Genomic DNA, 25,834 nt, shown 5'->3' on the forward strand with positions numbered 1-25,834 from the left:
GTGTTAGCGATATAAACATGTCAGATCAGCAGAACAGCAATCCCGAGAACGCCGGCTATGGCGCCGATTCGATCAAGATGCTCAAAGGGCTGGAGGCCGTGCGCAAGCGCCCGGGCATGTATATCGGCGACACGTCCGACGGCACGGGTCTGCACCACATGGTGTTCGAGGTAGTCGATAACGCGATCGACGAGGCCCTGGCCGGGCACTGCGACGACATCGTGGTCACCATTCACACCGACAATTCGATTTCCGTGACCGACAACGGACGCGGCATTCCCACCGACATCCACAAAGACGACGAGTTCGGCCGCAGCGCCGCCGAAATCGTCATGACCGAGCTGCACGCAGGCGGCAAGTTCGACCAGAACTCGTACAAGGTGTCCGGGGGGCTGCACGGCGTGGGCGTGTCGTGCGTGAACGCGCTGTCCGAATGGCTGCGCCTGACCATCCGCCGCAACGGCCAGGTGCACCAGATGGAGTTCCGCCAGGGCGTGCGCGTGGCGCCATTGACGGTTACCGGCCCTACCGACAAGCGCGGCACCGAAGTACGCTTCCTGGCCGACCCGCAGATTTTCACGAACGTCGAATACCACTACGACATCCTGTCCAAGCGCCTGCGCGAACTGTCGTTCCTGAACAATGGCGTGAAAATCCGCCTTGTCGACCAGCGCCAGGGCAAGGAAGAGAACTTCGCCTTCTCGGGCGGCGTGCGCGGCTTTGTCGAGTACATCAATCGTTCCAAGACCGTGCTGCATTCCAATGTTTTCGCGGTGTCGGCCGAATCCAGCGCGGGCGGCGTGCCGGTGGGCGTCGAAGTCGCCATGCAATGGAACGACTCGTACTCGGAAACCGTGCTGTGCTTCACCAACAACATCCCGCAGCGCGATGGCGGCACCCACATGACCGGCCTGCGCGCCGCCATGACCCGTGTCATCAACAAGTACATCGCCGATAATGAACTGGCCAAGAAGGCCAAGGTCGAAACGGCTGGCGACGACATGCGTGAAGGTCTGGCCTGCGTGCTGTCGGTGAAGGTGCCCGAGCCCAAGTTCAGCAGCCAGACCAAAGACAAGCTGGTGTCCAGCGAAGTGCGTCCGGCCGTGGAAGACGCCGTGGCTCGCACGCTGGAAACCTGGCTGCTGGAACACCCGAACGACGCCAAGGCCCTGTGCGGCAAGATCATCGAGGCCGCGCGCGCCCGTGAGGCCGCGCGCAAGGCCCGCGAAATGACGCGCCGTAAAAGCGTGCTGGAAGGCGCCGGCCTACCGGGCAAGCTGGCTGACTGCCAAGAGAAAGACCCGGCGCTGTGCGAGCTGTACATCGTCGAAGGCGACTCGGCCGGCGGCTCGGCCAAGCAGGGGCGCGACCGCAAGTTCCAGGCCATCCTGCCGCTGCGCGGCAAGGTGCTCAACGTCGAGAAGGCGCGCTTTGACCGCCTGATCGCCAGCGAACAGATCGCCACGCTGATCACGGCGCTGGGCACCAGCATCGGGCCGGATTTCAATATCGACAAGCTGCGCTACCACCGCCTGATCATCATGACCGACGCGGACGTCGACGGCGCGCACATCCGCACGCTGCTGCTGACGCTGCTGTATCGCCAGATGCCCGAGCTGATCGAGCGCGGCTACGTGTACATCGCGCAGCCGCCGCTGTACAAGGTGAAGGTCGGCCGCGAAGAGCGCTATCTGAAAGACGACCAGGAAGAAGCGCAGTTCATGCTGCAGCTGGCGCTGAAAGACGCCGCGCTCATCCCGTCGCAAGGCGCCGAGCCCATCACCGGCGAAGCGTTGGCCGAGCTCGCGCGCCAGTACGTACTGGCCGATGCCGTCATTGCGCGCCTGTCGCGCCTGTTTGACGTGGATGCCCTGTCGGCCATGGCCGAAGGCGTCGAGATCGACCTGTCCACCGGCGAGACGGCCGCGGCGTCCGCCAAGCGCCTGACTGACGCGCTGCGCGAAGCGGTGGCGGGCAACGGCGTAGAGGTCACCGCCGAGTTCGACGAAGCGCAAGAGCAGCATCGCCTGATGGTGCGCCGCATGCATCACGGCAACGTGCGCTTGAGCATCATCGACGCCGACTTCGTGCAAGGCGCCGACTACGCCGTGCTGGCCAAGTCTGCCAAGACCTTCCTGGGCCTGATCGGCCCCGGCGCCGTCGTGGCGCGTGGCGAAGGCGACAAGCGCAAGGAACAGTTCATCGGCGACTTCCGCGAGGCCATGCAGTGGCTGCGCAACGAAGCCGAACGCGGCATTTCCAAGCAGCGCTATAAGGGCCTGGGTGAAATGAATCCCGAGCAGCTGTGGGAAACCACCATGGACCCGACCGTGCGCCGCCTGCTGCGCGTGAAGATCGAAGACGCGATCGCCGCCGACGAGATCTTCACCACGCTGATGGGCGACGACGTCGAGCCGCGCCGCGCGTTCATCGAAACCCATGCGCTGTCGGCGTCCAATATCGACGCGTAAGCGTTCGATGTCCGGGCCGGCGACGGCCCGCGGCCCGGCATGAACAAGGCTGCCCTCGGGCAGCCTTGTTTTATCCGGCCGTTGCCGCCGCGCGCAGGCGAGTCAGGGCATCAGGCCCGGCGGGCCAGGGACAGCCGCCAGACATGGCGATCGGGCAGCGGCACGGTTGCATGGGTGTGGGCGGCCGCCTGCAGCGAGTGCAGCAGCGAGTCCGGAAACGCCTGGCTGCGGCGCGTGTCGAGGTTGACGTGCACCGACAGCTGTTCCATCGTGGCCGCGAGGTAGTTGTCGCGGGTCTGGAAGAGTTCCATCAGGCACAGCAGCCGCTTGTCGTCGGCGCCCAGCACGCGCAGCCGCAATTCCAGCGGGTCGCCGGCCAGCAGCTCGCGCCGGTAGCTGACCGCGATGTCCACGGTGTAGATGCCGCAGCGCGATTCGCGTGTGTAGCTTTCGCCCACCCCCAGTTCGCCCAGCAGTTCGTAGCCGTAGTGATCGAAAACCCCCACATAGCGGGCGGCGTTCATGTGGCCGTAAAGATCGATCCAGTCGGGTTCGACCTTCAGTTGCAAGGTAGGCAAGGTAGGCATGGCGATATCCGTGTAGCGTAAGGGTGAAAGCCTAGAGTTGCTCGAAGCGGGCGTAGCGTTTGTCGATGTATTGGCGCTCGGTGATGAGCTCGCGCACCTGGGCGGCGGGCGGGCCGCGCCGCAGCCATTCGAGCATGTGGTCGACCTGGTCGGCGGTGCCCTGCACCAGGGCCTGCACGGTGCCGTCTTCCATATTCTGCACCCATCCTGTTACACCCAGCATATGGGCGCGGCGCACGGTGGCGTGCCGGTATCCCACGCCCTGTACGACGCCCTTGACAATGACATGTACGGTTTCGTGTTGAGGGGCTTGCATACTGCGGTTCCTGTGGTGGCGCAGGGCGCGCGTATACTTGCTACGCCCTGTTGGTCCTCTATTGCTCTAATAGTGTCCCATGAATCCGAATCTTGCCAAGATCACCTGCATTGAAGAGCTGCGCGCCGTCGCCCAGAAACGTGTGCCGCGCATGTTCTATGACTATGCCGACTCCGGCGCATGGACCGAAGGCACCTATCGCGCCAACGAGGCCGATTTCCAGGCGATCAAGCTGCGCCAGCGGGTAGCCGTCGATATGGAAGGCCGGTCGTTGCGCACGACCCTGGCCGGCACCGAGGCGGTCATGCCGGTGGCCATTGCGCCGACGGGGCTGACGGGCATGCAGCACGCCGATGGCGAGATCCTGGGGGCGCAGGCCGCGGCCGAGTTCGGGGTGCCCTTTACGCTGTCAACGATGAGCATCTGCTCGATCGAAGACGTGGCCCGCGCGACCGGCAAGCCATTCTGGTTCCAGCTTTATGTCATGCGCGACCGCGAGTTCGTGGCCAACCTGATCGACCGCGCGAAGGCCGCGGGGTGTTCGGCGCTGGTGCTGACGCTGGACCTGCAGATCCTGGGCCAGCGGCACAAAGACATTCGCAACGGTCTGTCGGCGCCGCCCAAGCCCACGCTGGCCAATCTGCTCAACCTGGCCACCAAGCCGCGGTGGTGCATGGGTATGCTGGGCACACGGCGGCGCACGTTCGGCAACATCGTGGGGCACGCCAAGGGGGTGGCCGATTTGTCGTCCCTGTCGTCGTGGACGGCCGAGCAGTTCGATCCGCGCCTGAGCTGGGCCGACGTCGAATGGATCAAGCAGCGCTGGGGCGGCAAGCTCATCCTGAAGGGTGTGCTGGATGTCGAAGATGCCCGCCTGGCGGCCGATAGCGGCGCCGACGCGCTGATTGTCAGCAACCATGGCGGCCGCCAGCTCGATGGCGCCATGTCATCCATCAGCGCCCTGCCGGCCATCGCGGACGCGGTGGGTTCGCGTATCGAGGTATGGATGGATGGCGGGATACGGTCGGGGCAGGATGTCCTGAAGGCGGTGGCGCTGGGGGCTCGGGGCACCATGATAGGCCGCGCGTTCCTCTACGGCCTGGGCGCCTACGGCAAGGCCGGCGTGACGCGCGCGCTGGAGATCCTGTACAAGGAAATGGACGTCACCATGGCGCTGTGCGGCCGCAAGTCCATCACGCCGGGCGACCGCAGTCTGCTGGTGCCGGGAACGTATCCGACTTGAGACGGCCGCGGGCGGTGTCAGACACCCTTCGGGAGTCAGACACCGGGCCGTCGGCGGCGCGTGCGGTGGGGCTGGCCATGGCTGCCAGGGCGGTGTCAGACACCCTTCGGGAGTCAGACACCGGGCTATCGGCGGCGCGTGCGGTGGGGCTTGGCCATGGTTGCCAGGGCGGTGTCAGACACCCTTCGGAGTCAGACACCGGGCTATCGGCGGCGCGTGCGGTGGGGCTGGCCATGGTTGCTGCAGCGGTGTCTGACTCCCGAAGGGTGTCTGACACCTTGCGCGGGACCCGGCACTTTGTGATGCGCTCGAAGGCCTGCCGACGCGGCAGGCGGCCGTTGCTGCACATGTATGCGCGGTCTGCCTGCGCAAAATGCGCAAAATCTGCAAATCGGCCGGAAATACAGTGGGAGCCCTGGAGGACGCATGAAATCCACGACCCGTATCCACTACGCCACCCGGCTGGAACCCGTGCTGCAATGGTTGGCCGCCCACCCCGATGCGGCGCCCGACCTGTATCACCTGGCCGACCTGGCGTGTTTGTCGCCCTACCATTTTCATCGCGTGTACCGCGCGCTGATGGGTGAGACGGTGAACGCCACGATGCAGCGGCTGCGCATGCATCGCGCGTCGGTGGATCTGGCAGGCAATCGTCCGATGCAGCAGGTGGCGCAACGCGCGGGGTACGCCTCGCAAGCCGCCTTCAACCGCGCGTTCGGCGCGGTGTTCGGAATGCCGCCGGGCCGGTATCGTCATGCGCGCTCCAGACCTTTCAACCCTCAGGAGCTAGGCATGTATCCCACTACCATCGAGCAATTTTCCGGCGCGTCACTGGCCACCCTGGCGCATCAGGGCGACTACCAGCACATCGGCGCCACTTTCGACCGACTGTTCATGCTGGCGTCCAGCCGCGACCTGGTGGGGCCGGATACGCGGTCCTTTGGCGTGTACTACGACGACCCCGCGCAAGTGCCGGCTGCGCAGCTGCGCTCGCGTGCCGGGCTGACCGTGCCGGCAGGTGCGGCGGTGGACGCCGTGTTCGAGCCTTTTGCGCTGCCCGCGGCGCGTTGTGCGGTGCTGGAATACACCGGCCCCTATAGCGAGATCGAAGCCGCCTATAACTGGCTGTTTTCGGAATGGCTGCCCGAAAGCGGCCATGAGACCCTGGACTTTCCCATGTGGGAAGAATACGTCAACGACCCCAAGGTGACGCCGGCGTCGGAATTGAAGACGCGCATCTATCTGCCGCTGGCGTAATGGCGGGCGGCCGCGCCCGGGCTGCGCAACGGCCCGGGCGCCGGGGCCGGCCGGTTCAGGGGGCCGTCGACTGCGGCTGTGTGTCGTTGATCTTGATCGTGAAGCTGCCATCCAGGATGGTCTTGCGCCGCGACTCGACGCTTGCCACCAGCCCGCCCGGCAGCTTGTCGGCGAACGCGCCCAGCGATGACAGCATCGAGCCCTGGTAGCGCATCTGCGAATACATGCCGTAGTCGTCGGCCTTGAAGGTGCCGCGCCGCACCATGGTAAGCGCCCGCACGATTGTGGGCTCGGCGTCCCAGAGCGCCGAGACGACCACCGTGTCCGGGTACTGATGCCGCGCGTCCACGACGTTGCCGATGGCCAGCTTGCCGCGCTCTTGTGCGGCCTGAACGGCGTTCAGGCGCTCGGCGTAAAGGATGTCGACGCCCTGGTCGATCATGCTGTGGGCCGCCTGCCTGGCCTTGGGCGGATCGAACCACGAACCGATGAACGATACGTAGAACACCGCATCAGGATTGACTTCACGCACGCCATCCATGAAGGCGTGCATCAGGCGGTTGACCTCGGGTATGGGATAGCCGCCCACCAGACCGATCCGGCCGCTTTCGCTGAGCCCGCCGGCGATCATGCCGCTCAGGTAGGCGGGTTCCTGGATATAGTTGTCGAATACCGAGAAGTTGGGCTGCTGCGGCCGCCCCGACGAGCCCATCAGGAAGGCGGTCTGGGGATAGTCGCGCGCCACCGCCCTTGAAGCCGCCTCGGCGCGAAAAGCCTCGCCCACGATCAGCTGGACGCCCCCATCGGCATAGCGCCGCAGCACCTGCTCGTAGGTGTCGTGCGAGACGTTTTCGGAAAATACATAATCGATTTCACCGCGGGCACTGGCAAGCACGAGGGCCCGGTGCACGCGCGACACCCATTGCTGGCCGATGTGCACCGTATAGACCCCGGCGACCTTGATGCGGGCGGCGGGCTGGGCGTGCAGCCGGCCCGAGGCCAGCCAGCCGACTGCCGCGCCCAGCCGCACCAGGACGTCGCGTCGCGTTCGTCGGGCGGTTGGCGGTGTATTGCGGGAAATCATCGGCGTAGGCTCCTGCACGCAGTGCGATGAGGTCGGGCGGCACGCCGGGTGCAGGCGAGCGCCGCGCGAAGCGATTATAGGCAGCTTGTCGGTTGCAAAGCACGCTTGAGTGCATAATCGCAGGCTGGCGCACTGCGCGGCATGGCGTGGCGGAACTACTCGGAGAAATTGAATGCGATTGCTGTTTCTTGGAGCCGGCGGCACCGGCGGCTACTTTGGCGGGCGCGCCGTGCAGGCCGGGGCCGATGTCACCTTCCTGGTGCGCGAGGCCCGTGCGCAGAAGTTGCGGGCCGAAGGCTTGCGCATCGAAAGCCCGCGCGGCGACGCGGTGATCAAGCCGCGCATCGTCACAGCCGCCGAACTGGACGGCCCTTACGACGTGGTGGTGCTCAGTTGCAAAGCCTATGACTTCGCCAGCGCGGTGGACGCCATTCGCCCGGCCGTGGGCCCGGACACAGCAATCCTGCCCATCATGAACGGCGTGCTGCAGTACGACGCGCTGGATGCCGAGTTTGGCGCGGCGCGCGTGCTGGGCGGGCTTTGCCAGATCAATGCGTCGCTCGGGCCCCAGGGGCAGGTGCGCCATATGGGCCAGCACGCGCTGTTCGTTTATGGCGAACGCGCGGGCGAGCCGCGCAGCGCACGCTGTGTCGCGCTGGAGTCTGCGCTGGCCGACGCCGGATTCGACAGCCGGCTCAGCGACGCGATCCTGCAGGACATCTGGGAAAAGTTCGTGTTCCTGGCCACGCTGGCGGCGGCAACCTGCCTGATGCGTGGGGCGGTGGGGCAGATTGTGTCGACCGATGATGGCGAGGCCATCATGCGTGACTTGCTGCGCGAGTGCCAGCAAGTGGCGGCGGCGTCGGGGCATACCGTGCGCGCAGCAGCCGACGCGGCGGCGCTGAAGGTGCTGACAGACCGCCAGTCGCCGGTGACCGCATCCATGTTCCGCGACCTGAGCCAGGGCGGCAAGGTCGAGGCCGACCATATCGTGGGCGACATGCTGCACCGCGCCCGCACCCTGGGGCTGGAGACGCCTATTCTGCGCGTTGCGTATGCTCACCTGCAGGTGTATCAGGCGCAGCGCGCCATTGGTGCATAAACTGCAACTGACTATCGCGCGCCGCGGAGTATGTGGGCCGGCGGCCCGGCGATAGCATGGAATTTCCAACCATTCCGGAGCCTTCCATGAAAATCGCACTTATCGGTATTTCCGGCCGCGCGGGTTCGCGTATCGCAGACGAGCTGCTGCGCCGGGGCCATCAGGTAACCGGCATCGCGCGCAATACGGCCGAGGTCGCGCCGCGCCCCGGGCTCACGCTCGAGCAGGGAGACGCCACCGACCCCGCCGGGCTGGCGCCGCTGCTTGCGGGCCATGACGCCGTGGTCAGCGCCACCCGGTTCGTTTCAACGGACGCCAGGCAGTTGCTCCAGGCGGTACGCAGTGCGGGCGTGTCGCGCCTGCTGGTCGTGGGGGGCGCGGGCAGCCTGCGGGTCGCACCCGGCCTGATGCTGATCGACACGCCCGACTTTCCCGATGTCTATCGGCCTGAAGCGCGGGCCGGCGTGGCGTTTCTGGAAACGCTGCGGCAGGAAACGGCGCTGGACTGGACCTTTTTATCACCCTCGGCCTTGTTCATGCCGGGAGAACGCACGGGCAGCTTTCGGGTGGGTGGCGACGAACTGCTGGCCGACGGCGAGGGCAAGAGCTGGATTTCGATGGAAGACTACGCGATTGCGCTGGCGGACGAGCTGGAAGCGCCTCGCCATGTGCGGCGCCGGTTTACCGTGGGCTACTGATCTCGTGCGGCCATGAAAAAAATCTACCTGGCGGGTTTTGATGTGTTCCGTCCCGACGCCTTGGCGCACGGCGAGCGGTTGAAGCTGGCGTGCCGTGCGCACGGCCTTGAAGGCCTGTATCCGCTGGACAACCAGGCGCCGTCGGACCTGGCGCCGCGGGCGCTGGCGCAATGGATCTACGACGCCAACACCGCGTTGATACGCCAGGCCGACGCCGTGATGGCCAACCTGAACCCGTTTCGCGGCGACGAGCCGGATTCGGGCACGGCGTTCGAAGTGGGTTACGCCATTGCCCTGGGCAAGCCGGTATGGGCCTATGTGGACCATGCCGAAACGCTGGTGCAGCGCGTGGCGACGGCCAGCGCCGACGACCCGCCGCGCCATGTCGACGCGCAGGGGTATACGGTAGAAGACTTCGGATTGAACCTGAACCTGATGCTGGCCTGCAGCGCCCGCGTGGTGGTGGGCGACGCGCAGCGCTGCCTGCAGGAAATGGCCCCGGCGCTGCGCGGGTAGCCGCGGGGCGCCAGCGCGCCCCGCCCGGCCTCGCAGGGGTCTACGCGGCCACTTGTGCCGCGGCTGCGGCGGCGTCTGCGCCCGTGCGCTGAAGGTGGTCTGCCAGTTCGGCGATCGTCAGCGCCACCAGGCCATGCTCGGCCGCGTAGCGCGCAACACTGGTTCCGCGAGCCATGGTTCCGTCGGGATTCATCAGCTCGCACAGTACCGCGGCCGGCCGCAGGCCCGCCAGAACAGCCAGGTCCACCGAGCCTTCGGTATGGCCGCGCCGTTCCAGAACACCGCCGGGCCTGGCGCGCAGCGGAAACACATGCCCCGGGCTGACGATATCCGTGGCCTGGGCTCCCGGCGCAATGGCGGCGCGGATGGTGGTGACACGGTCGGCCGCAGACACGCCGGTGGACACGCCTTCGCGGGCTTCGATCGATACCGTGAAGGCCGTGCTGTAGCGGCTCTGGTTGCGGGGAACCATGGGCGGCAGGCCCAGGTTGTTCAGCGCTTCATCGGTCAGGCACAGGCACACGATTCCGCTGCAGTCGCGAATCAGCTGGGCCATGACGGGCACGGTGAGTTTGTCGGCGGCTACGATGAGATCGGCCTCGTTCTCGCGGTCGTAGTCGTCCATCAGGATGACGGGCCGCCCGAGACGCAAGTGTTGCAGTGCGCGCGCCAGGCGCATTTCGAAGGGCTGCGCGTACAGATCGGGGGGAAGGTAGGGTACGGAAGAAATTACGGCTGACATTGAAACGCTCTCGCAGGAAAAGTGGGCGAAAAACGTTTCAGGGCACATGACGCCAAGCCCCATTGCCGCGCGCAGACAGGGCGATGCCCCGGCCCGAGCCGCGGCGCGCCCCGCCCATGAGCGGGATGGCGCTGGCACATCTTCTTTCATCCGGACTGTGACCGTCGGCCCTGGCATCGCACCAGATCTGCTGACCCCGGCCGCATGGCGGCGCGGGCGCTCGCGGGCTTGCCGCATTGCGGCTTACCGCCGGTGGGGAATTGCACCCCGCCCTGAAGACGTACTGCACTGGCCGCGTATTGCGGCCGGCACCTATTGTACGCGGAAGTTGCGCCAGGTCAGCCCTGGTCGTTTTTCTTCTTGGTCTTGAGCGCCAGCATGGTGCCGCGGCAAGCGGACGCGCCGCACAGGCACCGATAGTTTTCCTTGAGCTTCTTGGTGATGCGGCCTTCGATCACCAGGCCGTAGTCGTAGAACAGCTCTTCGCCGCGGGCAATGTCGCGCAATGCGGTGATGTACACGCGCTTGCCGTGGCGGCCTTCCTGGGCTTCGCAATTGGGCTCGCACGAATGGTTGATCCAGCGCGCGTCGTTGCCGTCGTCGCCGCCATCGATGACGCGACCTGAACTCAGCGAGAAGAAAAACGTGTGAAAAGGGTCGTCGGGGTTGGTGGGATGGCGGCGGTCGGCTTCCTTGGCGCTGATGCGCTTGCCTGTGTATTCGATGATGCGCGTGCCGGCGGGGATCTTCCGGGCGGCAAACACGCCATTGCCGTGCAGCTTGGAGCGGCGCACGACGTGCCAGGGCTTGGAGGGATCAGCAGTGGTCATGAATCTGGGCAGGTAGCGGGCCAGCGGCGATTATATCGGCGCACGGCGCGCCCTGCCGGTGCGGCCCCGGCCTATTCGGCGGCGGCCGCCGTCAGCGGCAATTGCGATTCTTTCAGCCGGCGCAGCACGAAACATGACTTGCTGTGGCGTATGCCCGGAATGCGGTAGAGCCGCTCGCGCAGCAGCCGTTCGTAATCGCGCGTGTCGCGCACCGCGATGCGTATGTAGTAGTCGTAGTCGCCCGATACCAGGAAGGCTTCCAGCACTTCGGGAATCTGCGCCAGGGCGCGGCCGAATTCGTAGAGGGTTTCTTCGCTGTGGCTTTCGAGGGTGATGTGGACGATGACGGTGTCCATGAACCCCAGGCTGGCCGGATCGATGTCGACGGTGTAGCCGCGGATGATGCCGGCGGCCTCCATGCGTTTAATGCGGTTCCAGCAGGGGGTGGACGATAGCCCCACTTCGCTGCCGATGTCGTTCAGGCTGGCGCGCGCATTCTGCTGCAGCACCCGCAGGATGGCGAGATCGAACTTGTCCAGTTTCATTTTCTGCATTCCCTGGCAAATAAAGATGAATTTACTGTAAACCGGGCGTTAACGGAGAAAAGAAGAGAAATCTTCTAGGCATGTAAGCGTAAGATATTCATCATGAACGATCGCCTCCACGCCTCGGCCCTGGCAGCTTTGGGCCACGATGAATCCGCTGAACGCAACGGCGCACAGATCCTGCTGGACACCCTGATTGAACGAGGCGTGGACACGGTATTCGGCTATCCGGGCGGCGCGGTGCTGCCGCTTTACGACGCCCTGTACGCCGAGTCGCGTCTGCGGCATGTGCTGGTGCGCCACGAGCAGGCGGCGGTGCATGCGGCCGAAGGCTATGCGCGCACTACCGGCCGGCCCGGCGTGGTGTTTGTCACCTCGGGGCCGGGCATGGCCAACACGACTTCGGGCCTGCTGGATGCCATGTGCGATTCCATCCCGGTGCTGTGCATCAGCGGACAGGTGGCCTCGGGCGCCATCGGCACCGACGCGTTCCAGGAATGCGATGCCATGGGCATTTCGCGGTCGGTGACGAAATGGAATACGCAGATCCGCTCGGTGGAAAGCGTGGCCGACGTTGCGGGGCGCGCATTCGACCTGACCCGTCAGGGGCGGCCGGGCCCGGTGCTAGTGGATTTCCCCAAAGATATGCAGCTGGCCCGGCCGGTGGCCGACGCAGGCGGCGCGACATTGCAGAATCGGCAGGTGGCGGCGCTGCGCATGCGCCGCCAGGCCGGCAAATCGCCCCTGAAGCTGCCGCAGACGGCCTTGCGCCGCGCCGCCGCGCTGATTGCCCAGGCCCGCCGTCCGGTGTTCTATGGCGGGGGCGGCCTGGTGAATTCGGGCCCCAAGGCCTGCGAGGCCTTTACGCGTCTGGTGCGCCACACGGGTGCGCCCTGCACGCTTACGCTGATGGGGCTGGGCGCGTTTCCGGCGTCCGACCCGCAGTTCGTGGGCATGCTGGGCATGCACGGCAGGCTGGAGGCCAACATGGCCATGCACCATGCCGACCTGGTGGTGTGCATCGGGGCGCGGTTCGACGACCGCATTACCGGCAAGCTTGCGGAATTCTGTCCCCATGCGCGCAAGATCCATATCGACATCGATCCGGCCTCGATCAATAAAGTGGTGCGGGTGGACGTGGCGCTGGTGGGCGATTGCCTGCCCATGCTCACCGCCTTGCGCGAGGCATTGGATGACCATACGCTGGCGCCCGCCCGCCTGGACAATTGGTGGCGGCGCATCGATGCGTGGCGAGCCAAGGACTGCCTGGCCTACCCCCGCAACGATCAGGCCATCCTGCCGCAGCACCTGATGCAGCGCCTGAACACCGCGCTGGCCGGCCGCGATGCGATCGTGTCGACCGACGTGGGGCAACACCAGATGTGGGCCGCCCAGTATCTGGCGTTCGAGCGCCCCAACCGGTGGCTGACTTCGGGCGGCGCGGGCACCATGGGCTATGGCGTGCCGGCCGCGATCGGCGCGCAGGTGGCGCATCCGGACCGGTTGGTGGTGTGCGTCAGCGGCGACGCTTCGGTGTTGATGAATATCCAGGAGCTGTCCACGGCGATGCAGCACGAGACCCCCGTGAAGGTCGTGCTGTGCAACAACGGCTATATGGGCATGGTGCGCCAGTGGCAGGAGCTGATTCACGGCGGACGCTATAGCCACAGCTATAACGCGTCTTTGCCCGATTTCGTGGCGCTGGCCAAGGCCTTCGGCTGGGGCGCGGCGCGGGTCGACGATCCGGCCAGGTTGGACGAGGCGCTGCGCGAATGCCTGGCACACCCCGGTCCGTACTTCCTGGATGTGGTGGTGGCGGGGCAAGAGAACTGCTTTCCCATGATGCCGGCGGGCGAAGGGCATCATCGGATGATGCTGGCCGAAGGGGTCTGGTACGAAGACGATACGGCCTAAGCGTGTCGGAGGCGGTTGAGTCGGTTATTTGCGGGGGTGTCTGACACCCTTCGGGAGTCAGACACCTGGACGTATGGCTTGCCGTGGCTTGGGCAGGTGACGTTGGTGTCTGACACCCTTCGGGAGTCAGACACCTGGACGTATGGGGCTTGCGGTGGCTGGGGCAGGTGATGTTGGTGTCTGACACCCTTCGGGAGTCAGACACCTGGACGTGTGGCTTGCCGTGGCTGGGGCAGGTGATGTTGGTGTCTGACACCCTTTGGGAGTCAGACACCTGGACGTGTGGGGCTTGCGGTGGCTTGGGCAGGTGATGTTGGTGTCTGACACCCTTCGGGAGTCAGACACCTGGACGTGTGGCTTGCCGTGGCTGGGGCAGGTGATGTTGGTGTCTGACACCCTTCGGGAGTCGGACACCTGGACGTGTGGGGCTTGTCGTGGCTTGGGCCGGTGATGTTGGTGTCTGACTCCCGAAGGGTGTCAGACACCGTTGCGTGCCGGCGGCGTGCGGGGGTCAGTCGTGCTTGATGGAAATGGTCTTTAGCACGGTGAAGCTGTACAACGCTTCGAAGCCTTTCTCGCGGCCGTGGCCGCTGGCCTTGACGCCGCCAAAGGGCAGTTCGATGCCGCCGCCCGCGCCATAGTTGTTGATGAACACCTGGCCGCTGCGCACCTTGCGGGCGATGCGCAGCTGGCGCGCGCCGTCGCGGGTCCAGACGCTGGCGGCAAGGCCATACTCGGTGGCATTGGCGATGCGCACCGCGTCGGCTTCGTCGTCGAACGGCATGGCGGCCAACACCGGGCCGAAGACTTCTTCCTGGGCCAGCCGGTGGTTCACCGGCACATCGCGCAGCAGCGTGGGGGCCTGGTAATAGCCTTCGGCCGGCGCTCCGTCGGCGACCTTGCCTTGCGCGACGGTGGCGATGCCGTCGCGCTCGGCGTCTTTCAGGAAGCCCTGCACCCGCTCCTGCTGCGTCTTGCGGATCAGCGGGCCGCAATCCAGGTCTTGTGTGGCCGGGCCCGTGCGCAGTGCGGCAAATGCTTGCGACAGGCGCTCCAGCACGCGGTCGTATGCGCTGCGTTCGACCAGCAGCCGGCTGCCGGCCGAGCACGTCTGCCCGGCATTCTGAATGATGGCGTTCACTGCCACGGGCACCAGCGCATCGATGTCGGCATCGGCGAACACGATCTGGGGCGACTTGCCGCCCAGCTCCAGGGTGACCGGCACATGGCGCTCGGCGGCGGTCTGTGTGACCAGCACGCCAATGCGCGGGGAGCCGGTGAACGAGATGTGGTCTACGCCCGGGTGGCGCGTCAGTGCGTCGCCGGCTTCGTGGCCGTACCCCGTGACGATGTTGATGGCGCCGGGCGGGAAGCCCACGTCGGCGGCCAGCTCGGCCAGGCGCAACAGTGACAGGCACGCGTCTTCGGCGGGCTTGACCACGCACGCGTTGCCCGCCGCCAAAGCGCCGCCCACGCTGCGGCCGAAGATCTGCAACGGGTAGTTCCAGGGCACGACGTGCCCGGTGACGCCATGCGGCTCGCGTAGCGTCAGCACGGTATAACCGTTCTGGTACGGAAGCGTTTCGCCATGCAGTTTGTCGGCGGCGCCGCCGTAATACTCGAAATACCGAGCCACCGCGGTGACGTCGGCGCGCGCCTGCTTGGTGGGCTTGCCGCAGTCGCGCGATTCGATCTCGGTAAGCTCGTCGGCGTGGTCCAGGATCTTGAGCGACAGCTTCAGCATCAGCCGGCCGCGCTCCGCCGCCGTGAGCCTGCCCCAAGGGCCTTCATCGAACGCGCGGCGAGCCGCCCGTACCGCCAGGTCGATATCCGTGGCGTTGCCCCGGGCGATGCTGTCGTATACCTGGCCAGTCGAGGGGTCGAAGACCGGAATGGATTCGCCCGACGCGCCGGGCACGGTGCGATTGTCAATGAAATGCTGCTTCATGCCGATGAACCTCAGGAGTGTCGTTGCAAGGGGCCGGCCATGCAGCCGGACTATCTAGAACAGGATGGAAAGGCCTCCGTCCACGGCCAGGACCTGTCCGTTGATATACGAGGCTGCCGGCGATGCCAGGAACACGGCGGCGCCGGCGATTTCGTCGGGCTGGCCCCAACGGCCCATGGGGTTGCGGGCAGCCAGCGGGTCGTTGGGGTCGGCTACGTAGGCGGCGTTGGTCTCGGTGGCGAACGTGCCGGGGGCGATGGCATTGCTGGTGATGCCCAGCGGGCCGAATTCCACGGCCAGCGCTCGCATCATGCCCGTGAGGCCCTGTTTTGCGGCCGGGTAGACTGCGTCTCCGGGCCGCGCCAGCTCGCCCGCGATCGACGTGATGGTGATCAGCCGACCGCTGCGCTGGCGCACCATGCGCTCGGCCGCGAGCTTGGCCAGCAGGATGCCCGCCACCAGGTCGGTTTCGATCAGCGCACGCACCTCGGCGGGCGAGATGTCTTGCAAGGGCTTGCGGTTGCGCGCCCCCACATTGCCGACCAGGATGTCGAGCCGCCCGTGCTCGGCATCGATACGTTCGAAGGCGCCGCGCATGGCATCTTCGTTGCAGACGTCGAACACCAGTGGCGATGCGGCCAGGTTCGCTTCGCGCAGCGATTGCACCGCGGCCAGGACGGCGGCCTCGTTGCGCCCGTTGATGAGCACATGGGCGCCGCTGGCCGCCATGGCGCGGGCGATGCTCAGCCCCAGGCCGCGCGCCGACCCGGTGATCAGCGCGACCTGTCCGGCGAGCGAGAAATTCTGCAAGTAGGATTGCGAAACAGACATAGGGACCGGTGTTCAGTTACGGAACTCGGGCGCCCAATGCAACAGCCGACGTTCCAGCCAGGTGACACAATAAACCAATACGATGCCGACGATCGAGAGCAGTGTTACCGCTGCGAACATGTCGGTGGCATTGAGCGTGGCCAGCGCGGTGATCATCAGGTAGCCCATGCCGGTGGTGGATCCGACGAACTCGGCAAGCACGACGCCGATCAGCGCGAAGCTGATGGCATTGGGCAGCGAGGCGAAGGTCCAGGCGGCGGCGATGGGAATGCGCACGCGCCACAGGATCTGCCGCGGCGAGCCGCCCAGCGTGCGGCAGAAGTCCACCAGTTCGCGCTCGACGCTGCGGCCCCCCTTGTAGGTATTGAAGAACACCAGGAAGAACACCACGAACCACGATGTCACCACTTTCGAGGCCAGGCCCAGGCCGAAGAACATGGTGATGAGGGGCACGAACGCGATGCGCGGCATCGAGTTGAAGGCCACGATGAACGGGTTGAAGACATCGGCCAGCATGCGGCTGCGGCTGAGCGTCATGCCTACCAGGAACCCGCTGCCCACCCCCACCACCAGGCCGACCAGCGTGGCCTCGAGCGTCAGCAGCAGGTGCGGCCAGACCGAACGCGGCCCCGGCTGCATCCATTCCCAGAGCCGGACTGCGATGCGCGAGGGCTGGCTGATGAAAAACGGGTCGAACAGGGTGTTCTGCGCGAACCAGGGAATGCGGGTCAGGCCTTCCCAGGCGCCCAGCAGCACGAGCAGGATCAGCGCCTGCCATGCATGGACTTTCAGCCGCCGGCGCAGGCCGGCGCGGCGGTCCAGGCGGATCTGGTCTTGCAGCGTAGGTATCGAGGTTGCGGACATAAGGCGGCGGCTCAGGCGGCGGCGCGGAACTCCTGGCCCAGCACTGCCCACAGACTTTGCACGTGGGCGGTGAACTGAGGCGTCTCGCGCAAGGTAAAGACGTCGCGCGGATGGGGGATGGTGATGCGCTCGTCGAGCAATACGCGGCTGGGAGGCCCCGACAGCACCACGACCCGGTCCGACAGCGTGATGGCCTCGTCCAGATCGTGCGTCACCATGATGATGGTCTGGCCGAGCTTGCGCCAGATGTCGATGAGTTCGCGGTGCAGGTGCGTTTTTGTGTGGGTGTCCAGCGCGCCGAACGGTTCGTCCAGCAGCAGAATGCGCGGCTCGACCGCCAGGCTCATCAGCAGGGCCACGCGCCGGCGCATTCCGCCCGACAGCTGGTGCGGATAGGCCTGCGCAAACTGGCTGAGATGGCCGAGTTCCAGCAGTTCGGCCACGCGCTGCTCGATGCGCGCGGCCGGCACGCCCTGGAACTTCAGGCCCAGCGCAACGTTCTTGCGCACATTGAACCAGGGCAGCAGCGTGTCTTTCTGGAAGATGTAGCCCAGCGCGGGGGGAACCTGCCCGTGCACGGGCATGCCCGCGACCCGGATGGCGCCGGTGGTGACGGGAAAAAAGCCGGCGATCATGTTGAGCAGCGTGCTCTTGCCGCAGCCGGACGGCCCGACGATGGACACGAACTCGCCTTCGGCGATGGTGAGCGAGACCTCGCCCACGGCGTGCACCAGTCCGCCGCGCGTCTGGTAGACCTTGCCCACGCGATCGAGTTCAATCATGCGGGTCTACTTTTTCTGGTGGGCACGCTGCACGAACGACATGTCCACGCATTTTGCGTAGGGAACCTTTTTCAGTTCTTCGTTCGAGAACTGGCGATCATCGCCCATGATGCCCAGCATGCGCTGGTAGGCATCTTCGGTGATGATGTTGTCTTTGAGAAATACGGTTTTCTGGTACACGGCCAGGGTCTTCTCGATCGCGCTGCGCGGGAAGGCGCTGAGGTAGTCGTCGTAGATGGCGTCGGTAAGCTCTGCGGCGCTGCTGTCGTTGATGAAGCTCTGCGCGCGAACCATCGCCGTGACGAACCCCTGCACGGTTTCGGGGCGCTTCTGGATGGTGTCTTGCAACGTCAGCGCCGCGATGCCCGGCACGTCGCCGCCCATGAATTCCTGCCATGAGGCATCGGTGGTGGCGTCGAAGATGGGCACGCCCCAGCCTTCTTCGCGGGCCTGCTCCATCATGGACATGGTGGCCATGGTGGCCGACACCGATCCGGTCTTGAGCGCGCCCAGCATGGTGGCCAGGTCGCCCAGCGGCCGCACATCGACCTTATCGGCAACGCCCGCCTGCTGCATCAGGTACACGGCCATGAGCCAGGTGACCGACTGGGGCTGGGTGGCCCCCACGCGCTTGCCGGCCAGGTCTTTCAGCGATTTGATCTTGCCGCTTTCGTAGTCTTCGCGCCGCACAATGATGTTGGCGTACGTGAGCTTGCGGTCAAAGCCGAACACCAGGCTGGCCGGCTTGCCCGCCAGCGTCAGCGCGGGGGCCGCGGTGGCTGCCGTTGCGCCGAAGGCGATTTGCCCGGCGGCCAGCATCTGCATGGTGCGCGGCCCGCTCTGCGAGTTCAGGTATTCGACGTCCAGCCCCGCGTCGCCAAAGTAGCCTTTTTTCAGGGCGACATAAGCGGCCGCGAAAAACGGGTCGATGCTGCCAAGCCCGAAGACGGTTTTGCCGGAGGCGCCCTGGCCGAAAGCCAGGCGCGGGCCAAGCAGGCATGCGGCGCCGAGCGCGCCGGTGGCAGACAGGAAACTACGGCGGGAAACTGGGGAAACGGGGCTGCGGGGCATGTCGTCCTCGATAGGCTTGTAATCGTTGTGGACGTAACAATACCGCAAATTCGGCGGGCCGGACGATCGCCGCTGCTTGGTCGCGCCCGCGTGTCTCGTGCAAAGACGCGCGGGCGCAGGCGTGGGCTAGGACGCCGTCTTGGCGGCTTTTTTTACCGCTTTCCTGGCGGCCTTCTTGGCCGCCGGTGGCTTGGCCGCAGTTTTCTTGGCTGCCGTCTTGGTGGCGGACTTGGTGGCGGACTTGGCGGGTGATTTCGCTGCCGTCCTGGCGGCGGACTTGGCCGGCGCGCGCCCCGTCTTGGCCGCGCGCGGCTCGAACTCGAAGCCCACCTTGCCGTCGGGCTGACGCACCAGGAACGCCTTGAACTTGCGGTTGGTGCGGCTCGACACGAAACCATCGAGCAGGTCGGTGCGGCCGTCGGCCAGAAGCTTGTGCATCTGCTCGCGCGAGATTTCCTGTTGCAGGATGATCTTGCCCGACCGGAAGTCGCATTGCTTCTCGGGGCCGACGGATTTTTCGCAGACGTAGCTCAGGCCATGTTCAAACACATGCGACCGGCATTTGGGGCACGGGCCCACGGGCGTATGCCCGCTGAAGTCCACCGGCTCGCTGCCGTCGTCTTCGTTCTGGCCGAAGTCGAACTCCAGCTTGTATTCGTCGCCGATGCGCAGGATGGCGGCAAACGGGCGCCCCATTTTGCTGATGAAGCCCTGCAGCGGGCCGATTTCGCGCTTGGCCAGCAGCTCTTCCACTTCGGGCAGCTCGAAGGTGCGTCCGCCCGGATGCTTGCCCATCGAGAAATCGCACTGGGTGCACGCGTAGCGGCGGTAGTTTTCCTTGACCACGCCGCCGCATTTCGGGCACGGCGTTTCAAGGGTGGCGTAGTCGCCCGGCACCGTGTCGCGTTCGTATTCTTTGGCGCGCTTGACGATGATCTGGGTCATCTGCGCGATTTCTCGCATGAACGCCGTGCGGTCGAGCCTGCCCTGCTCGATCTGCTTGAGTTTGTGTTCCCATTCGCCCGTCAGTTCAGGCGAAGTGAGTTCGCTGACATCGAGCCCCGAGAGCAGGGTCATGAGCTGGCGCGCCTTGGCGGTGGGCACCAGTTCGCGCCCTTCGCGCCGCAGGTATCCTTCGCCAAGCAGACCTTCGATAATGCCCGCCCGGGTGGCCGGGGTGCCCAGGCCTCGTTCGGACATGGCCTCGCGCAGCTCTTCGTCGTCGACCAGCTTGCCCGCGCCTTCCATGGCCGAAAGCAGCGTCGCTTCGGTATAGCGTGGCGGCGGCTTGGTCGACAGACCCACGGCCTCGACGTCTTCGGTGCGCACGGTTTCATTGTTGGCCACCGGCACCAGATTGGCGTCTTCGCCCTGGGCTTCTTTGCCGTACACCGCAAGCCAGCCCGGCGACACCAGCACCTTGCCTTCGGTCTTGAACCGATGGCCCTGTACCTCGGTGATGCGCGTGGTGACGCGATACTCGGCGGACGGAAAGAACACCGCCAGGAAGCGCTTGAGCACCAGATCGTACAGCTTGCCTTCGGCCTCGCTCAGATCGTGCGGGATCTGCAGCGTGGGAATGATGGCAAAGTGATCCGACACCTTCTTGTTGTCGAAAATGCGCCGGTTGGGCTTGACCCAGTTCTGCGTCACAACCGTGCCGGCATGCCGCGCAAGCTGGCCCACGGCGTTCGAGCCGCCCTTGGCCAGGGCCTGCATGGTTTCGCGCACGGTGCCCAGATAGTCTTCGGGCAGGTAGCGGGAATCGGTACGCGGATAGGTAAGCGCCTTGTGGCGTTCGTACAGGGTCTGGGCCAGGGCCAGCGTGGTCTTGGCCGAAAAGCCGAAGCGCCCGTTGGCCTCGCGCTGCAGCGAGGTCAGGTCGTACAGGGCGGGCGATGCCTGCGTGGACGGCTTGGATTCTTCGGTGACGTTGCCGGGCTGCTGGCGGCAGGCCGCCACCACGCTCTGCGCGGCGGCCTGCGACCACAGGCGCGATTCGCGCTTTTCGGGGTCGCGCTCGTCGCGCTTGAACTCCGGGTCGATCCAGCGGCCCTGGTACAGGCCCGCGGCGGCCACGAAGGTGGCGTGCACTTCCCAGTAATCGCGCGGCACGAATGCGCGGATGCGCGCCTCGCGTTCGGCCACGATGGCCAATGTGGGCGTCTGCACGCGCCCCACCGGGGTCTTGAAGAAACCGCCGTCCTTGCTGTTGAAGGCCGTCATGGCGCGGGTGCCGTTGATGCCGACCAGCCAGTCGGCCTCGGCGCGCGAGCGCGCGGCGGCTTCAAGCGGCTTGAGCTGTTCGTCGTCGCGCAGGTTCTCGAACGCTTCACGGATCGCGGCCTGCGTCATGGATTGCAGCCACAGACGGCGTATGGGTTTCTTTACCCCCGCATACTGGACGATATAGCGGAAGATCAGTTCGCCCTCGCGGCCCGCGTCACAGGCGTTGATCAGCGAATCGACGTCTTTGCGCTTGGCCAGCTTGACCAGCAGCTTCAGGCGTTCGGCCGAGCGCTTGTCTGCGGGCCCCAGTTCGAATTCCGGCGGAATTACGGGCAGGTGAGTGAAGCTCCATTTTCCCTTGACCGGATCGTTGGGCGCGACAAGACCGAGCAAATGCCCGATACTGGAAGCGAGCACGTAACGTTCGCTTTCAAAATAGTCGCCCTCGCGCGCGAAGCCTCCGAGGGCGCGTGATATATCAAGGGCTACCGAGGGCTTCTCGGCAATAATCAACGTTTTGCTCATGGGTATCCAGTGGCGGTAGACCCGCCGGTGTAGCGCGGATAATACGAGGGGAGATTCGCCGCATGCAAGTCGGGGCTACAGGCCAGGCGGGTTCGGAACTGCACGCATGGCGGCAATTTTTGGGCCGCACCACGCTTTGGCTGGCCGTATGGCTGCTGGGCAGCGCCGTGATCTGCTGGGTAGCCGCCAACTGGCCGGACATGTCCAAGACGCAGCGCTTTGCCGGTGCGCAGGCGCTATTGGCCGGGTGCGTGCTGGCCGCAGCGTGGGCAGGTTGGCGCCTGCGGTCCAGCGGCGGCGCGCGCCGGCACGCGCCCGGCGCGCTGCTGACCCTGGGCGGTCTGTTGCTGGGCGCGTTGCTGGCCTTGCTGGGCCAGTCTTACCAGACGGGCGCCGACACCTGGGAACTCTTTGCCTGGTGGGCCGCGCTATTGTTGCCCTGGGCGCTGGTGGCAGCCAGCCAGGCAGTCTGGCTGCTATGGATAGCGGTCGTCAATATTGCGGCGCTGCTCTATTTGCAGCAATCGCCCAGCCCATTCTGGTGGAACCTCGACGCCAGCATACCTGCCCTGACGCTGGCCGCGCTCAATCTGACGATGCTGGCGGTGTGGGAATGCGCCGCGTGGCGTTGGCGGGCCGACACCCGCGTGGGGCCGCGCGCGCTGGCCGCGCTGGTCATCGGCATCCTGGTCTTCAGCCTGACGTTCGGCGGCTCGGTGCTGTACGAGCTGGGCTCGATCAGGGGCGCAGCGTGGCTGGCCGTCACCCTGGGCCTGGGCTACTACTACCACCGCGGCCGGCGTGACCTGCTTATCCTGGCCATGCTGGCCGCCGGCGTCATCTGCGTGACGATGCACCTGGCGGGCGAATGGCTGTTCCGCCTGGAACCGGGGCCTTGGGCCATTCTGCCCCTGGCGGGGCTCCTGATGGCCGAAGCCGTGTGGGCGGCGCGTTGGCTGCGCCGCCTGGCCGCCCGGCCGCCGACGGGCCGCGCGCTGGCCGACGCCGAACCGGCGGGGGCTTCGGCGGGCAACGCCGTGGCGCCCCCGGTTTTGGGCAGTCCCGTGGCCGAAGTGGCCGAACCCGCGGAACCGCCGCGCCTCGAGCCCGCCTGGTATGTGCAGGGCCTGCTGGGCCTGAGCGCCTGGCTGAGCACCCTGCTGCTGCTGGTTTTTCTGGCTGTTTCGGGCCTGGTGCAGACGCTGCAGGGCGCCCTGGTGGTGGGGCTGGTGCTTTGCGCCGGCGCGGTGGCCGTGCTGCGCACCGATGCGGGGCCTTTCTGGCGCCAGTGCGCCACGGCCCTGGGCTTTGCAGGCCAGATCCTGGTCGCGTTCGGCCTTTCCGACTCGGCATCGCTGTCCAGCGCCTGCGCCTTCGTACTGTTGCTGGGGGCGGCCGTATATGCCTTGGCGCCAGACGCGCTGTTGCGGTTCCTGAGCGCCTGGATGGTTGCGCTGGCGCTGGCCGGGCTCATCTGGTTGGGGCTGGTGCCTGGCCTTATGAGCAACGACCTGCTCGAAATGTGGCTCGATTTCGACACCTTGCAAGCCACCTTCGTGTGGCTGCCTGTGGCGGTGGCGGGCGGCTGGACAGCCGCGGCCGCTTTCTGCGTCGGGCATCGTCTGGCGCGCACGCGCCCGAATCTGCTGCTGCCGCTGGCCTGGGCATTCGTGCTTGCGGTGCAAAGCATGGTGTGGCTGGCCGGCGGCACGACCCTGGCGCAGTTGCCCGTCATCTGGGAAGCCAACCGGGTGGCCGCGATGCTGACGGTGGCAGGCGTGCTGTTGCCGGTGGGCAGCGCCCTGGCCGTATTGTGGCCGCGTCGGCACGCGCTGACCGCGGGGGTGATGTGGGGGGTGCCCCTGGCCTTGCTGGTGCTGGCACTGTTCTGGCTGCCCAGCCCGGGCATCGCCTTCGCGCTGGCCTGGATGTTGCTGGGCTTTGGCCTGAACCGGCGGCATCTGGCCGTTTTTGGCGGCCTGAGCCTGCTGGTCTATCTGCTTATCTATTATTACCAGCTGCAGGTGCCGCTGCTCGACAAGGCGCTGTGGCTGGGCGGGGCCGCCGTGCTTCTGTTCCTGCTGCGCGCCCTGCTGTGGCTGGTGCCTCGCCTGACCCGCACGGCGCCGCCCACCGAGCAGGCCGTGGCCGACCCGCCGGGCGCGGCATTGCGCTGGCGTACGGCCGTGGTGCTGAGCGGCCTGGTGCTTGCGCTCGGGTTCGTCAATACCGCGATCTGGCAACGCGAGGGACTGCTGGCCACGGGCCGCGTGGCCATCCTGGAACTGGCGCCGGTGGATCCGCGTTCGTTGATGCAGGGCGACTACATGGCCTTGCGCTTTGCCGCCGGCGACGAGGTCATGCAGCGGTTCGCTGCGCACACGCCGGGCAAGCCCCTGCTCGACGGCTATGTCGTGTTGGTGCCGGACGGCAAAGGCGTGGCGCAGGTGGCGCGCATCCAGCCGCAGGCGCAACCGCAGGCCGCCAACGAAATCGCCCTGCGCTACCGCATGCGGGGCGGCCAGGTGCGCATCGTCACCAACGCGTACTTCTTTCCCGAAGGGCAGGCCGAACGTTACGAGTCGGCGCGGTATGGCGAAGTTCGGGTGGGCAAAGACGGCACGGGGCTGCTGGTGCGCATGCTCGGGGCGGATCTGCAGCCGCTGTAGGGGCGCCGCGCTACCGCGCGGCCTGTGGCCCGTAGCGCGCCGACCAGCGGGCGGTGGCTGCCGCCAGGAATTCGCCTGGCGTCGCGGCCTGCAAGGGCGCAAAATCCAGCGCCTGCCAGGCCTGGGCCAGCATGGCCAGCGGCCGGGCCGTGTCGATGGCCGGCGCGCCGTTCTGTTTCGATAACTTCAGCCCGCTTTGGGGGTCGGTTACCAACGGCACGTGCATGACGCGCGGCGGCCCCGCGCCCAGCAGCCGGGCCAGGATACGCTGGCGAGCCGTGGAACTGAGCAGGTCGGCGCCGCGCACGACGTCGGTGACGCCCTGCTCGGCGTCATCCACCACGACCGCCAGCTGGTAGGCCCACAGGCCATCGGCACGCCTGAGCACGAAGTCGCCCACGGCGCGGGCCACGTCCTGTTGCTGCGGCCCCAGCCATCGGTCGGTAAAGTGTTCGCAACCCGGCGGCACGCGCAGCCGCCATGCGCGGGCCTGTCGGCCAGGGGGCAGGCCATGCCGGCAGGTACCGGGATACGGGCGCTCGCCGTCGGTGACGGTGCCCGGCCCGCGCAGCGATGAATCGGCGATTTCCCGCCGCGTGCAGCCGCACCCATAGACCAGGCCTTGCGAGGCAAGCCTGTCGAAGGCGCGCTGGTAGGCGTCGCCACGCCGTGACTGCCACCAGATGTCGCCATCCCAGTGCAGTTCCAGGCGGCGCAGTTGCTGCATGATGGTTTCGGCGGCGCCCGCGACGGTGCGCGGGGAATCGACATCTTCGATGCGCAGCAGCCAGCGGCCGCCATGCGCGCGCGCATCCAGCCAGCTGGCCAGGGCGGCTACCAGCGAACCCAGGTGCAGCGGCCCGCTAGGGCTGGGGGCGAAGCGACCTACGTAGTTCACGGCTCAGTGGAGCCTGCGCACACCATCGTCGTCGAGCAGTTCTTCGAGAACCAGGTTGTCGATTTCGGCTTCCTGGCTCCAGAGGACCATCAGGGCGATGATCTTGATCTTGGCCAGCGATACCGGGGTTTCCGGCGCTGCCAGGGCGCGGTCGATGACGATTTCGCGCAATGGCGCCGGCAGCACGCCGGCCGATTCGAGAAATGCGATGAACCCGATGGATTCGGTGCCGAGCTGCTGGTATTCGGAGTCGGTGTAGATACGGACGCCGGAGCTGGGAGCCTGGGCGAGATCGACGCAGCGTTCGGTGGTTTCGGCCAGGCCATAAAGCCAGCCCAGCGCGTCGTCGATGTCATCGTGCTCGAAGCCGGCGGCAGCAAGGCGTTTGGCGAGAACGTCGGCCGCGGGACAGGCTTGCGGCGTGTAGTAGTTTTCGAACAAATAGACGAGGATATCGAACATATGGCGCATTGTCGTGCCGGTTTGCACAGTCGGCCCGCATATCGGCAAACCAGCAAACGTGAATTTAACTGTACGCTGAAACGTCATCCGGGGCAACTTCACCCTACCGGGTTGGCGATATACAACGGAAGGCGCGCTCCCGGCCCGCAATCGAGGCGGCCGCCGCAGCGGCGGATACACTAAACCGCAATGAAACACCCAGTGGGCGTCTGTCCTGGCGCCACGCATGTTCGTACGAAAAAGGAACGCA

Annotated in this window: 22 protein-coding genes and 1 riboswitch; of the genes, 8 read left to right on the forward strand and 14 right to left on the reverse strand. The window is 66.1% G+C overall.

Translation table 11 applies throughout. From position 1 onward, the window contains the following. Positions 1 to 17 precede the first annotated feature (17 nt). On the forward strand, positions 18 to 2,471 hold the full coding sequence (gyrB, locus tag CAL18_RS18530) for a DNA topoisomerase (ATP-hydrolyzing) subunit B (RefSeq protein WP_026640578.1): 2,454 nt from the start codon (positions 18 to 20) through the stop codon (positions 2,469 to 2,471). A 110-nt stretch (positions 2,472 to 2,581) separates the two neighbouring features. On the opposite strand, the gene CAL18_RS18535 is transcribed toward gyrB, so the two are convergent. Beyond that, the gene (locus tag CAL18_RS18535; protein WP_094797640.1) at positions 2,582 to 3,058 is read right to left on the reverse strand and encodes a thioesterase family protein; all 477 of its coding nucleotides are present in this window, start codon (positions 3,056 to 3,058) and stop codon (positions 2,582 to 2,584) included. A gap of 31 nt (positions 3,059 to 3,089) precedes the next feature. Next, positions 3,090 to 3,374, reverse strand: a complete 285-nt coding sequence (locus CAL18_RS18540) for an acylphosphatase (RefSeq protein ID WP_026640580.1) — start codon at positions 3,372 to 3,374, stop codon at positions 3,090 to 3,092. Between the two features lie 79 nt (positions 3,375 to 3,453). Here CAL18_RS18540 and CAL18_RS18545 point away from each other — a divergent pair, with 79 nt between their 5' ends. Then, positions 3,454 to 4,617 (forward strand): alpha-hydroxy acid oxidase, encoded by a 1,164-nt coding sequence (locus tag CAL18_RS18545; protein WP_026640581.1) that lies wholly within the window; start codon positions 3,454 to 3,456, stop codon positions 4,615 to 4,617. A gap of 426 nt (positions 4,618 to 5,043) precedes the next feature. After that, a complete protein-coding gene (locus CAL18_RS18550) occupies positions 5,044 to 5,874 on the forward strand; it encodes an AraC family transcriptional regulator (RefSeq protein ID WP_094818486.1) in 831 nt (276 codons plus the stop codon). A gap of 55 nt (positions 5,875 to 5,929) precedes the next feature. On the opposite strand, the gene CAL18_RS18555 is transcribed toward CAL18_RS18550, so the two are convergent. Next, positions 5,930 to 6,958: a BMP family protein gene (locus CAL18_RS18555; RefSeq protein ID WP_094818487.1), complete on the reverse strand. Its 1,029-nt coding sequence runs from the start codon at positions 6,956 to 6,958 to the stop codon at positions 5,930 to 5,932. 172 nt (positions 6,959 to 7,130) lie between these two features. On the opposite strand from CAL18_RS18555, the gene panE reads away from it, so the two are divergent. The 3 genes from panE to CAL18_RS18570 all read left to right on the forward strand — a co-directional run bounded on the left by panE (position 7,131) and on the right by CAL18_RS18570 (position 9,274). Beyond that, entirely contained in the window at positions 7,131 to 8,060 is a 930-nt protein-coding gene (gene panE, locus CAL18_RS18560; protein ID WP_094797643.1) for a 2-dehydropantoate 2-reductase, read from the forward strand. Between the two features lie 86 nt (positions 8,061 to 8,146). After that, positions 8,147 to 8,758: an NAD(P)-dependent oxidoreductase gene (locus CAL18_RS18565; RefSeq protein ID WP_094818488.1), complete on the forward strand. Its 612-nt coding sequence runs from the start codon at positions 8,147 to 8,149 to the stop codon at positions 8,756 to 8,758. A gap of 12 nt (positions 8,759 to 8,770) precedes the next feature. Next, positions 8,771 to 9,274 (forward strand): nucleoside 2-deoxyribosyltransferase, encoded by a 504-nt coding sequence (locus CAL18_RS18570; RefSeq protein ID WP_026640586.1) that lies wholly within the window; start codon positions 8,771 to 8,773, stop codon positions 9,272 to 9,274. Positions 9,275 to 9,314: 40 nt separating this feature from the next. Here the strand turns inward: CAL18_RS18570 and ribB are convergent, their stop codons facing one another. From ribB to CAL18_RS18585, 3 genes are all read right to left on the reverse strand, one after another. After that, positions 9,315 to 10,016, reverse strand: a complete 702-nt coding sequence (ribB, locus tag CAL18_RS18575; RefSeq protein WP_026640587.1) for a 3,4-dihydroxy-2-butanone-4-phosphate synthase — start codon at positions 10,014 to 10,016, stop codon at positions 9,315 to 9,317. Positions 10,017 to 10,150: 134 nt separating this feature from the next. Beyond that, a riboswitch (FMN riboswitch) is annotated at positions 10,151 to 10,300 on the reverse strand. A 54-nt stretch (positions 10,301 to 10,354) separates the two neighbouring features. Further along, on the reverse strand, positions 10,355 to 10,846 hold the full coding sequence (locus tag CAL18_RS18580; RefSeq protein WP_026640588.1) for an SET domain-containing protein: 492 nt from the start codon (positions 10,844 to 10,846) through the stop codon (positions 10,355 to 10,357). Positions 10,847 to 10,917: 71 nt separating this feature from the next. Beyond that, a complete protein-coding gene (locus tag CAL18_RS18585) occupies positions 10,918 to 11,391 on the reverse strand; it encodes an Lrp/AsnC family transcriptional regulator (protein ID WP_026640589.1) in 474 nt (157 codons plus the stop codon). Between the two features lie 93 nt (positions 11,392 to 11,484). Between CAL18_RS18585 and ilvB the strand changes: the two genes are divergently transcribed. After that, positions 11,485 to 13,305, forward strand: coding sequence for a biosynthetic-type acetolactate synthase large subunit (gene ilvB, locus CAL18_RS18590; protein WP_094818489.1), 1,821 nt, complete (start codon positions 11,485 to 11,487; stop codon positions 13,303 to 13,305). A 511-nt stretch (positions 13,306 to 13,816) separates the two neighbouring features. Here the strand turns inward: ilvB and CAL18_RS18595 are convergent. The 6 genes from CAL18_RS18595 to CAL18_RS18620 form a co-directional block, all read right to left on the reverse strand. After that, positions 13,817 to 15,253: an aldehyde dehydrogenase family protein gene (locus tag CAL18_RS18595; RefSeq protein WP_094818490.1), complete on the reverse strand. Its 1,437-nt coding sequence runs from the start codon at positions 15,251 to 15,253 to the stop codon at positions 13,817 to 13,819. Positions 15,254 to 15,307: 54 nt separating this feature from the next. Then, the gene (locus tag CAL18_RS18600) at positions 15,308 to 16,084 is read right to left on the reverse strand and encodes an SDR family oxidoreductase (RefSeq protein WP_094818491.1); all 777 of its coding nucleotides are present in this window, start codon (positions 16,082 to 16,084) and stop codon (positions 15,308 to 15,310) included. Positions 16,085 to 16,096: 12 nt separating this feature from the next. After that, the gene (locus tag CAL18_RS18605) at positions 16,097 to 16,948 is read right to left on the reverse strand and encodes an ABC transporter permease (RefSeq protein WP_094818492.1); all 852 of its coding nucleotides are present in this window, start codon (positions 16,946 to 16,948) and stop codon (positions 16,097 to 16,099) included. Between the two features lie 11 nt (positions 16,949 to 16,959). Beyond that, positions 16,960 to 17,730: an ABC transporter ATP-binding protein gene (locus CAL18_RS18610; protein WP_094818493.1), complete on the reverse strand. Its 771-nt coding sequence runs from the start codon at positions 17,728 to 17,730 to the stop codon at positions 16,960 to 16,962. Between the two features lie 6 nt (positions 17,731 to 17,736). Next, complete coding sequence (locus CAL18_RS18615) at positions 17,737 to 18,801, reverse strand: ABC transporter substrate-binding protein (RefSeq protein ID WP_094797734.1); 1,065 nt, start codon at positions 18,799 to 18,801, stop codon at positions 17,737 to 17,739. A 126-nt stretch (positions 18,802 to 18,927) separates the two neighbouring features. Continuing rightward, positions 18,928 to 21,555, reverse strand: coding sequence for a DNA topoisomerase III (locus CAL18_RS18620; protein ID WP_094818494.1), 2,628 nt, complete (start codon positions 21,553 to 21,555; stop codon positions 18,928 to 18,930). A gap of 62 nt (positions 21,556 to 21,617) precedes the next feature. Here CAL18_RS18620 and CAL18_RS18625 point away from each other — a divergent pair, with 62 nt between their 5' ends. Continuing rightward, complete coding sequence (locus CAL18_RS18625) at positions 21,618 to 24,224, forward strand: GDYXXLXY domain-containing protein (RefSeq protein WP_094818495.1); 2,607 nt, start codon at positions 21,618 to 21,620, stop codon at positions 24,222 to 24,224. A 10-nt stretch (positions 24,225 to 24,234) separates the two neighbouring features. Here CAL18_RS18625 and gluQRS read toward each other — a convergent pair whose 3' ends face one another. Together gluQRS and CAL18_RS18635 are read right to left on the reverse strand one after the other, a co-directional pair. Further along, a complete protein-coding gene (gene gluQRS, locus CAL18_RS18630; RefSeq protein WP_026640598.1) occupies positions 24,235 to 25,122 on the reverse strand; it encodes a tRNA glutamyl-Q(34) synthetase GluQRS in 888 nt (295 codons plus the stop codon). Positions 25,123 to 25,125: 3 nt separating this feature from the next. Continuing rightward, positions 25,126 to 25,584, reverse strand: a complete 459-nt coding sequence (locus CAL18_RS18635) for a DUF494 family protein (RefSeq protein ID WP_026640599.1) — start codon at positions 25,582 to 25,584, stop codon at positions 25,126 to 25,128. Between the last annotated feature and the right edge of the window lie 250 nt (positions 25,585 to 25,834).

The organism is Bordetella genomosp. 7 (assembly GCF_002261415.1).
Taxonomy (GTDB): Bacteria; Pseudomonadota; Gammaproteobacteria; order Burkholderiales; family Burkholderiaceae_B; genus Bordetella_A.

Excerpts from the sequence above, each read along its gene's own strand:
- gyrB (WP_026640578.1), top strand. The coding sequence starts at position 18 with ATGTCAGATCAGCAGAACAGCAATCCCGAGAACGCCGGCTATGGCGCC.
- CAL18_RS18535 (WP_094797640.1), bottom strand. The coding sequence starts at position 3,058 with ATGCCTACCTTGCCTACCTTGCAACTGAAGGTCGAACCCGACTGGATC.
- CAL18_RS18540 (WP_026640580.1), bottom strand. The coding sequence starts at position 3,374 with ATGCAAGCCCCTCAACACGAAACCGTACATGTCATTGTCAAGGGCGTC.
- CAL18_RS18545 (WP_026640581.1), top strand. The coding sequence starts at position 3,454 with ATGAATCCGAATCTTGCCAAGATCACCTGCATTGAAGAGCTGCGCGCC.
- CAL18_RS18550 (WP_094818486.1), top strand. The coding sequence starts at position 5,044 with ATGAAATCCACGACCCGTATCCACTACGCCACCCGGCTGGAACCCGTG.
- CAL18_RS18555 (WP_094818487.1), bottom strand. The coding sequence starts at position 6,958 with ATGATTTCCCGCAATACACCGCCAACCGCCCGACGAACGCGACGCGAC.
- panE (WP_094797643.1), top strand. The coding sequence starts at position 7,131 with ATGCGATTGCTGTTTCTTGGAGCCGGCGGCACCGGCGGCTACTTTGGC.
- CAL18_RS18565 (WP_094818488.1), top strand. The coding sequence starts at position 8,147 with ATGAAAATCGCACTTATCGGTATTTCCGGCCGCGCGGGTTCGCGTATC.
- CAL18_RS18570 (WP_026640586.1), top strand. The coding sequence starts at position 8,771 with ATGAAAAAAATCTACCTGGCGGGTTTTGATGTGTTCCGTCCCGACGCC.
- ribB (WP_026640587.1), bottom strand. The coding sequence starts at position 10,016 with ATGTCAGCCGTAATTTCTTCCGTACCCTACCTTCCCCCCGATCTGTAC.
- CAL18_RS18580 (WP_026640588.1), bottom strand. The coding sequence starts at position 10,846 with ATGACCACTGCTGATCCCTCCAAGCCCTGGCACGTCGTGCGCCGCTCC.
- CAL18_RS18585 (WP_026640589.1), bottom strand. The coding sequence starts at position 11,391 with ATGAAACTGGACAAGTTCGATCTCGCCATCCTGCGGGTGCTGCAGCAG.
- CAL18_RS18595 (WP_094818490.1), bottom strand. The coding sequence starts at position 15,253 with ATGAAGCAGCATTTCATTGACAATCGCACCGTGCCCGGCGCGTCGGGC.
- CAL18_RS18600 (WP_094818491.1), bottom strand. The coding sequence starts at position 16,084 with ATGTCTGTTTCGCAATCCTACTTGCAGAATTTCTCGCTCGCCGGACAG.
- CAL18_RS18605 (WP_094818492.1), bottom strand. The coding sequence starts at position 16,948 with ATGTCCGCAACCTCGATACCTACGCTGCAAGACCAGATCCGCCTGGAC.
- CAL18_RS18610 (WP_094818493.1), bottom strand. The coding sequence starts at position 17,730 with ATGATTGAACTCGATCGCGTGGGCAAGGTCTACCAGACGCGCGGCGGA.
- CAL18_RS18615 (WP_094797734.1), bottom strand. The coding sequence starts at position 18,801 with ATGCCCCGCAGCCCCGTTTCCCCAGTTTCCCGCCGTAGTTTCCTGTCT.
- CAL18_RS18620 (WP_094818494.1), bottom strand. The coding sequence starts at position 21,555 with ATGAGCAAAACGTTGATTATTGCCGAGAAGCCCTCGGTAGCCCTTGAT.
- CAL18_RS18625 (WP_094818495.1), top strand. The coding sequence starts at position 21,618 with ATGCAAGTCGGGGCTACAGGCCAGGCGGGTTCGGAACTGCACGCATGG.
- CAL18_RS18635 (WP_026640599.1), bottom strand. The coding sequence starts at position 25,584 with ATGTTCGATATCCTCGTCTATTTGTTCGAAAACTACTACACGCCGCAA.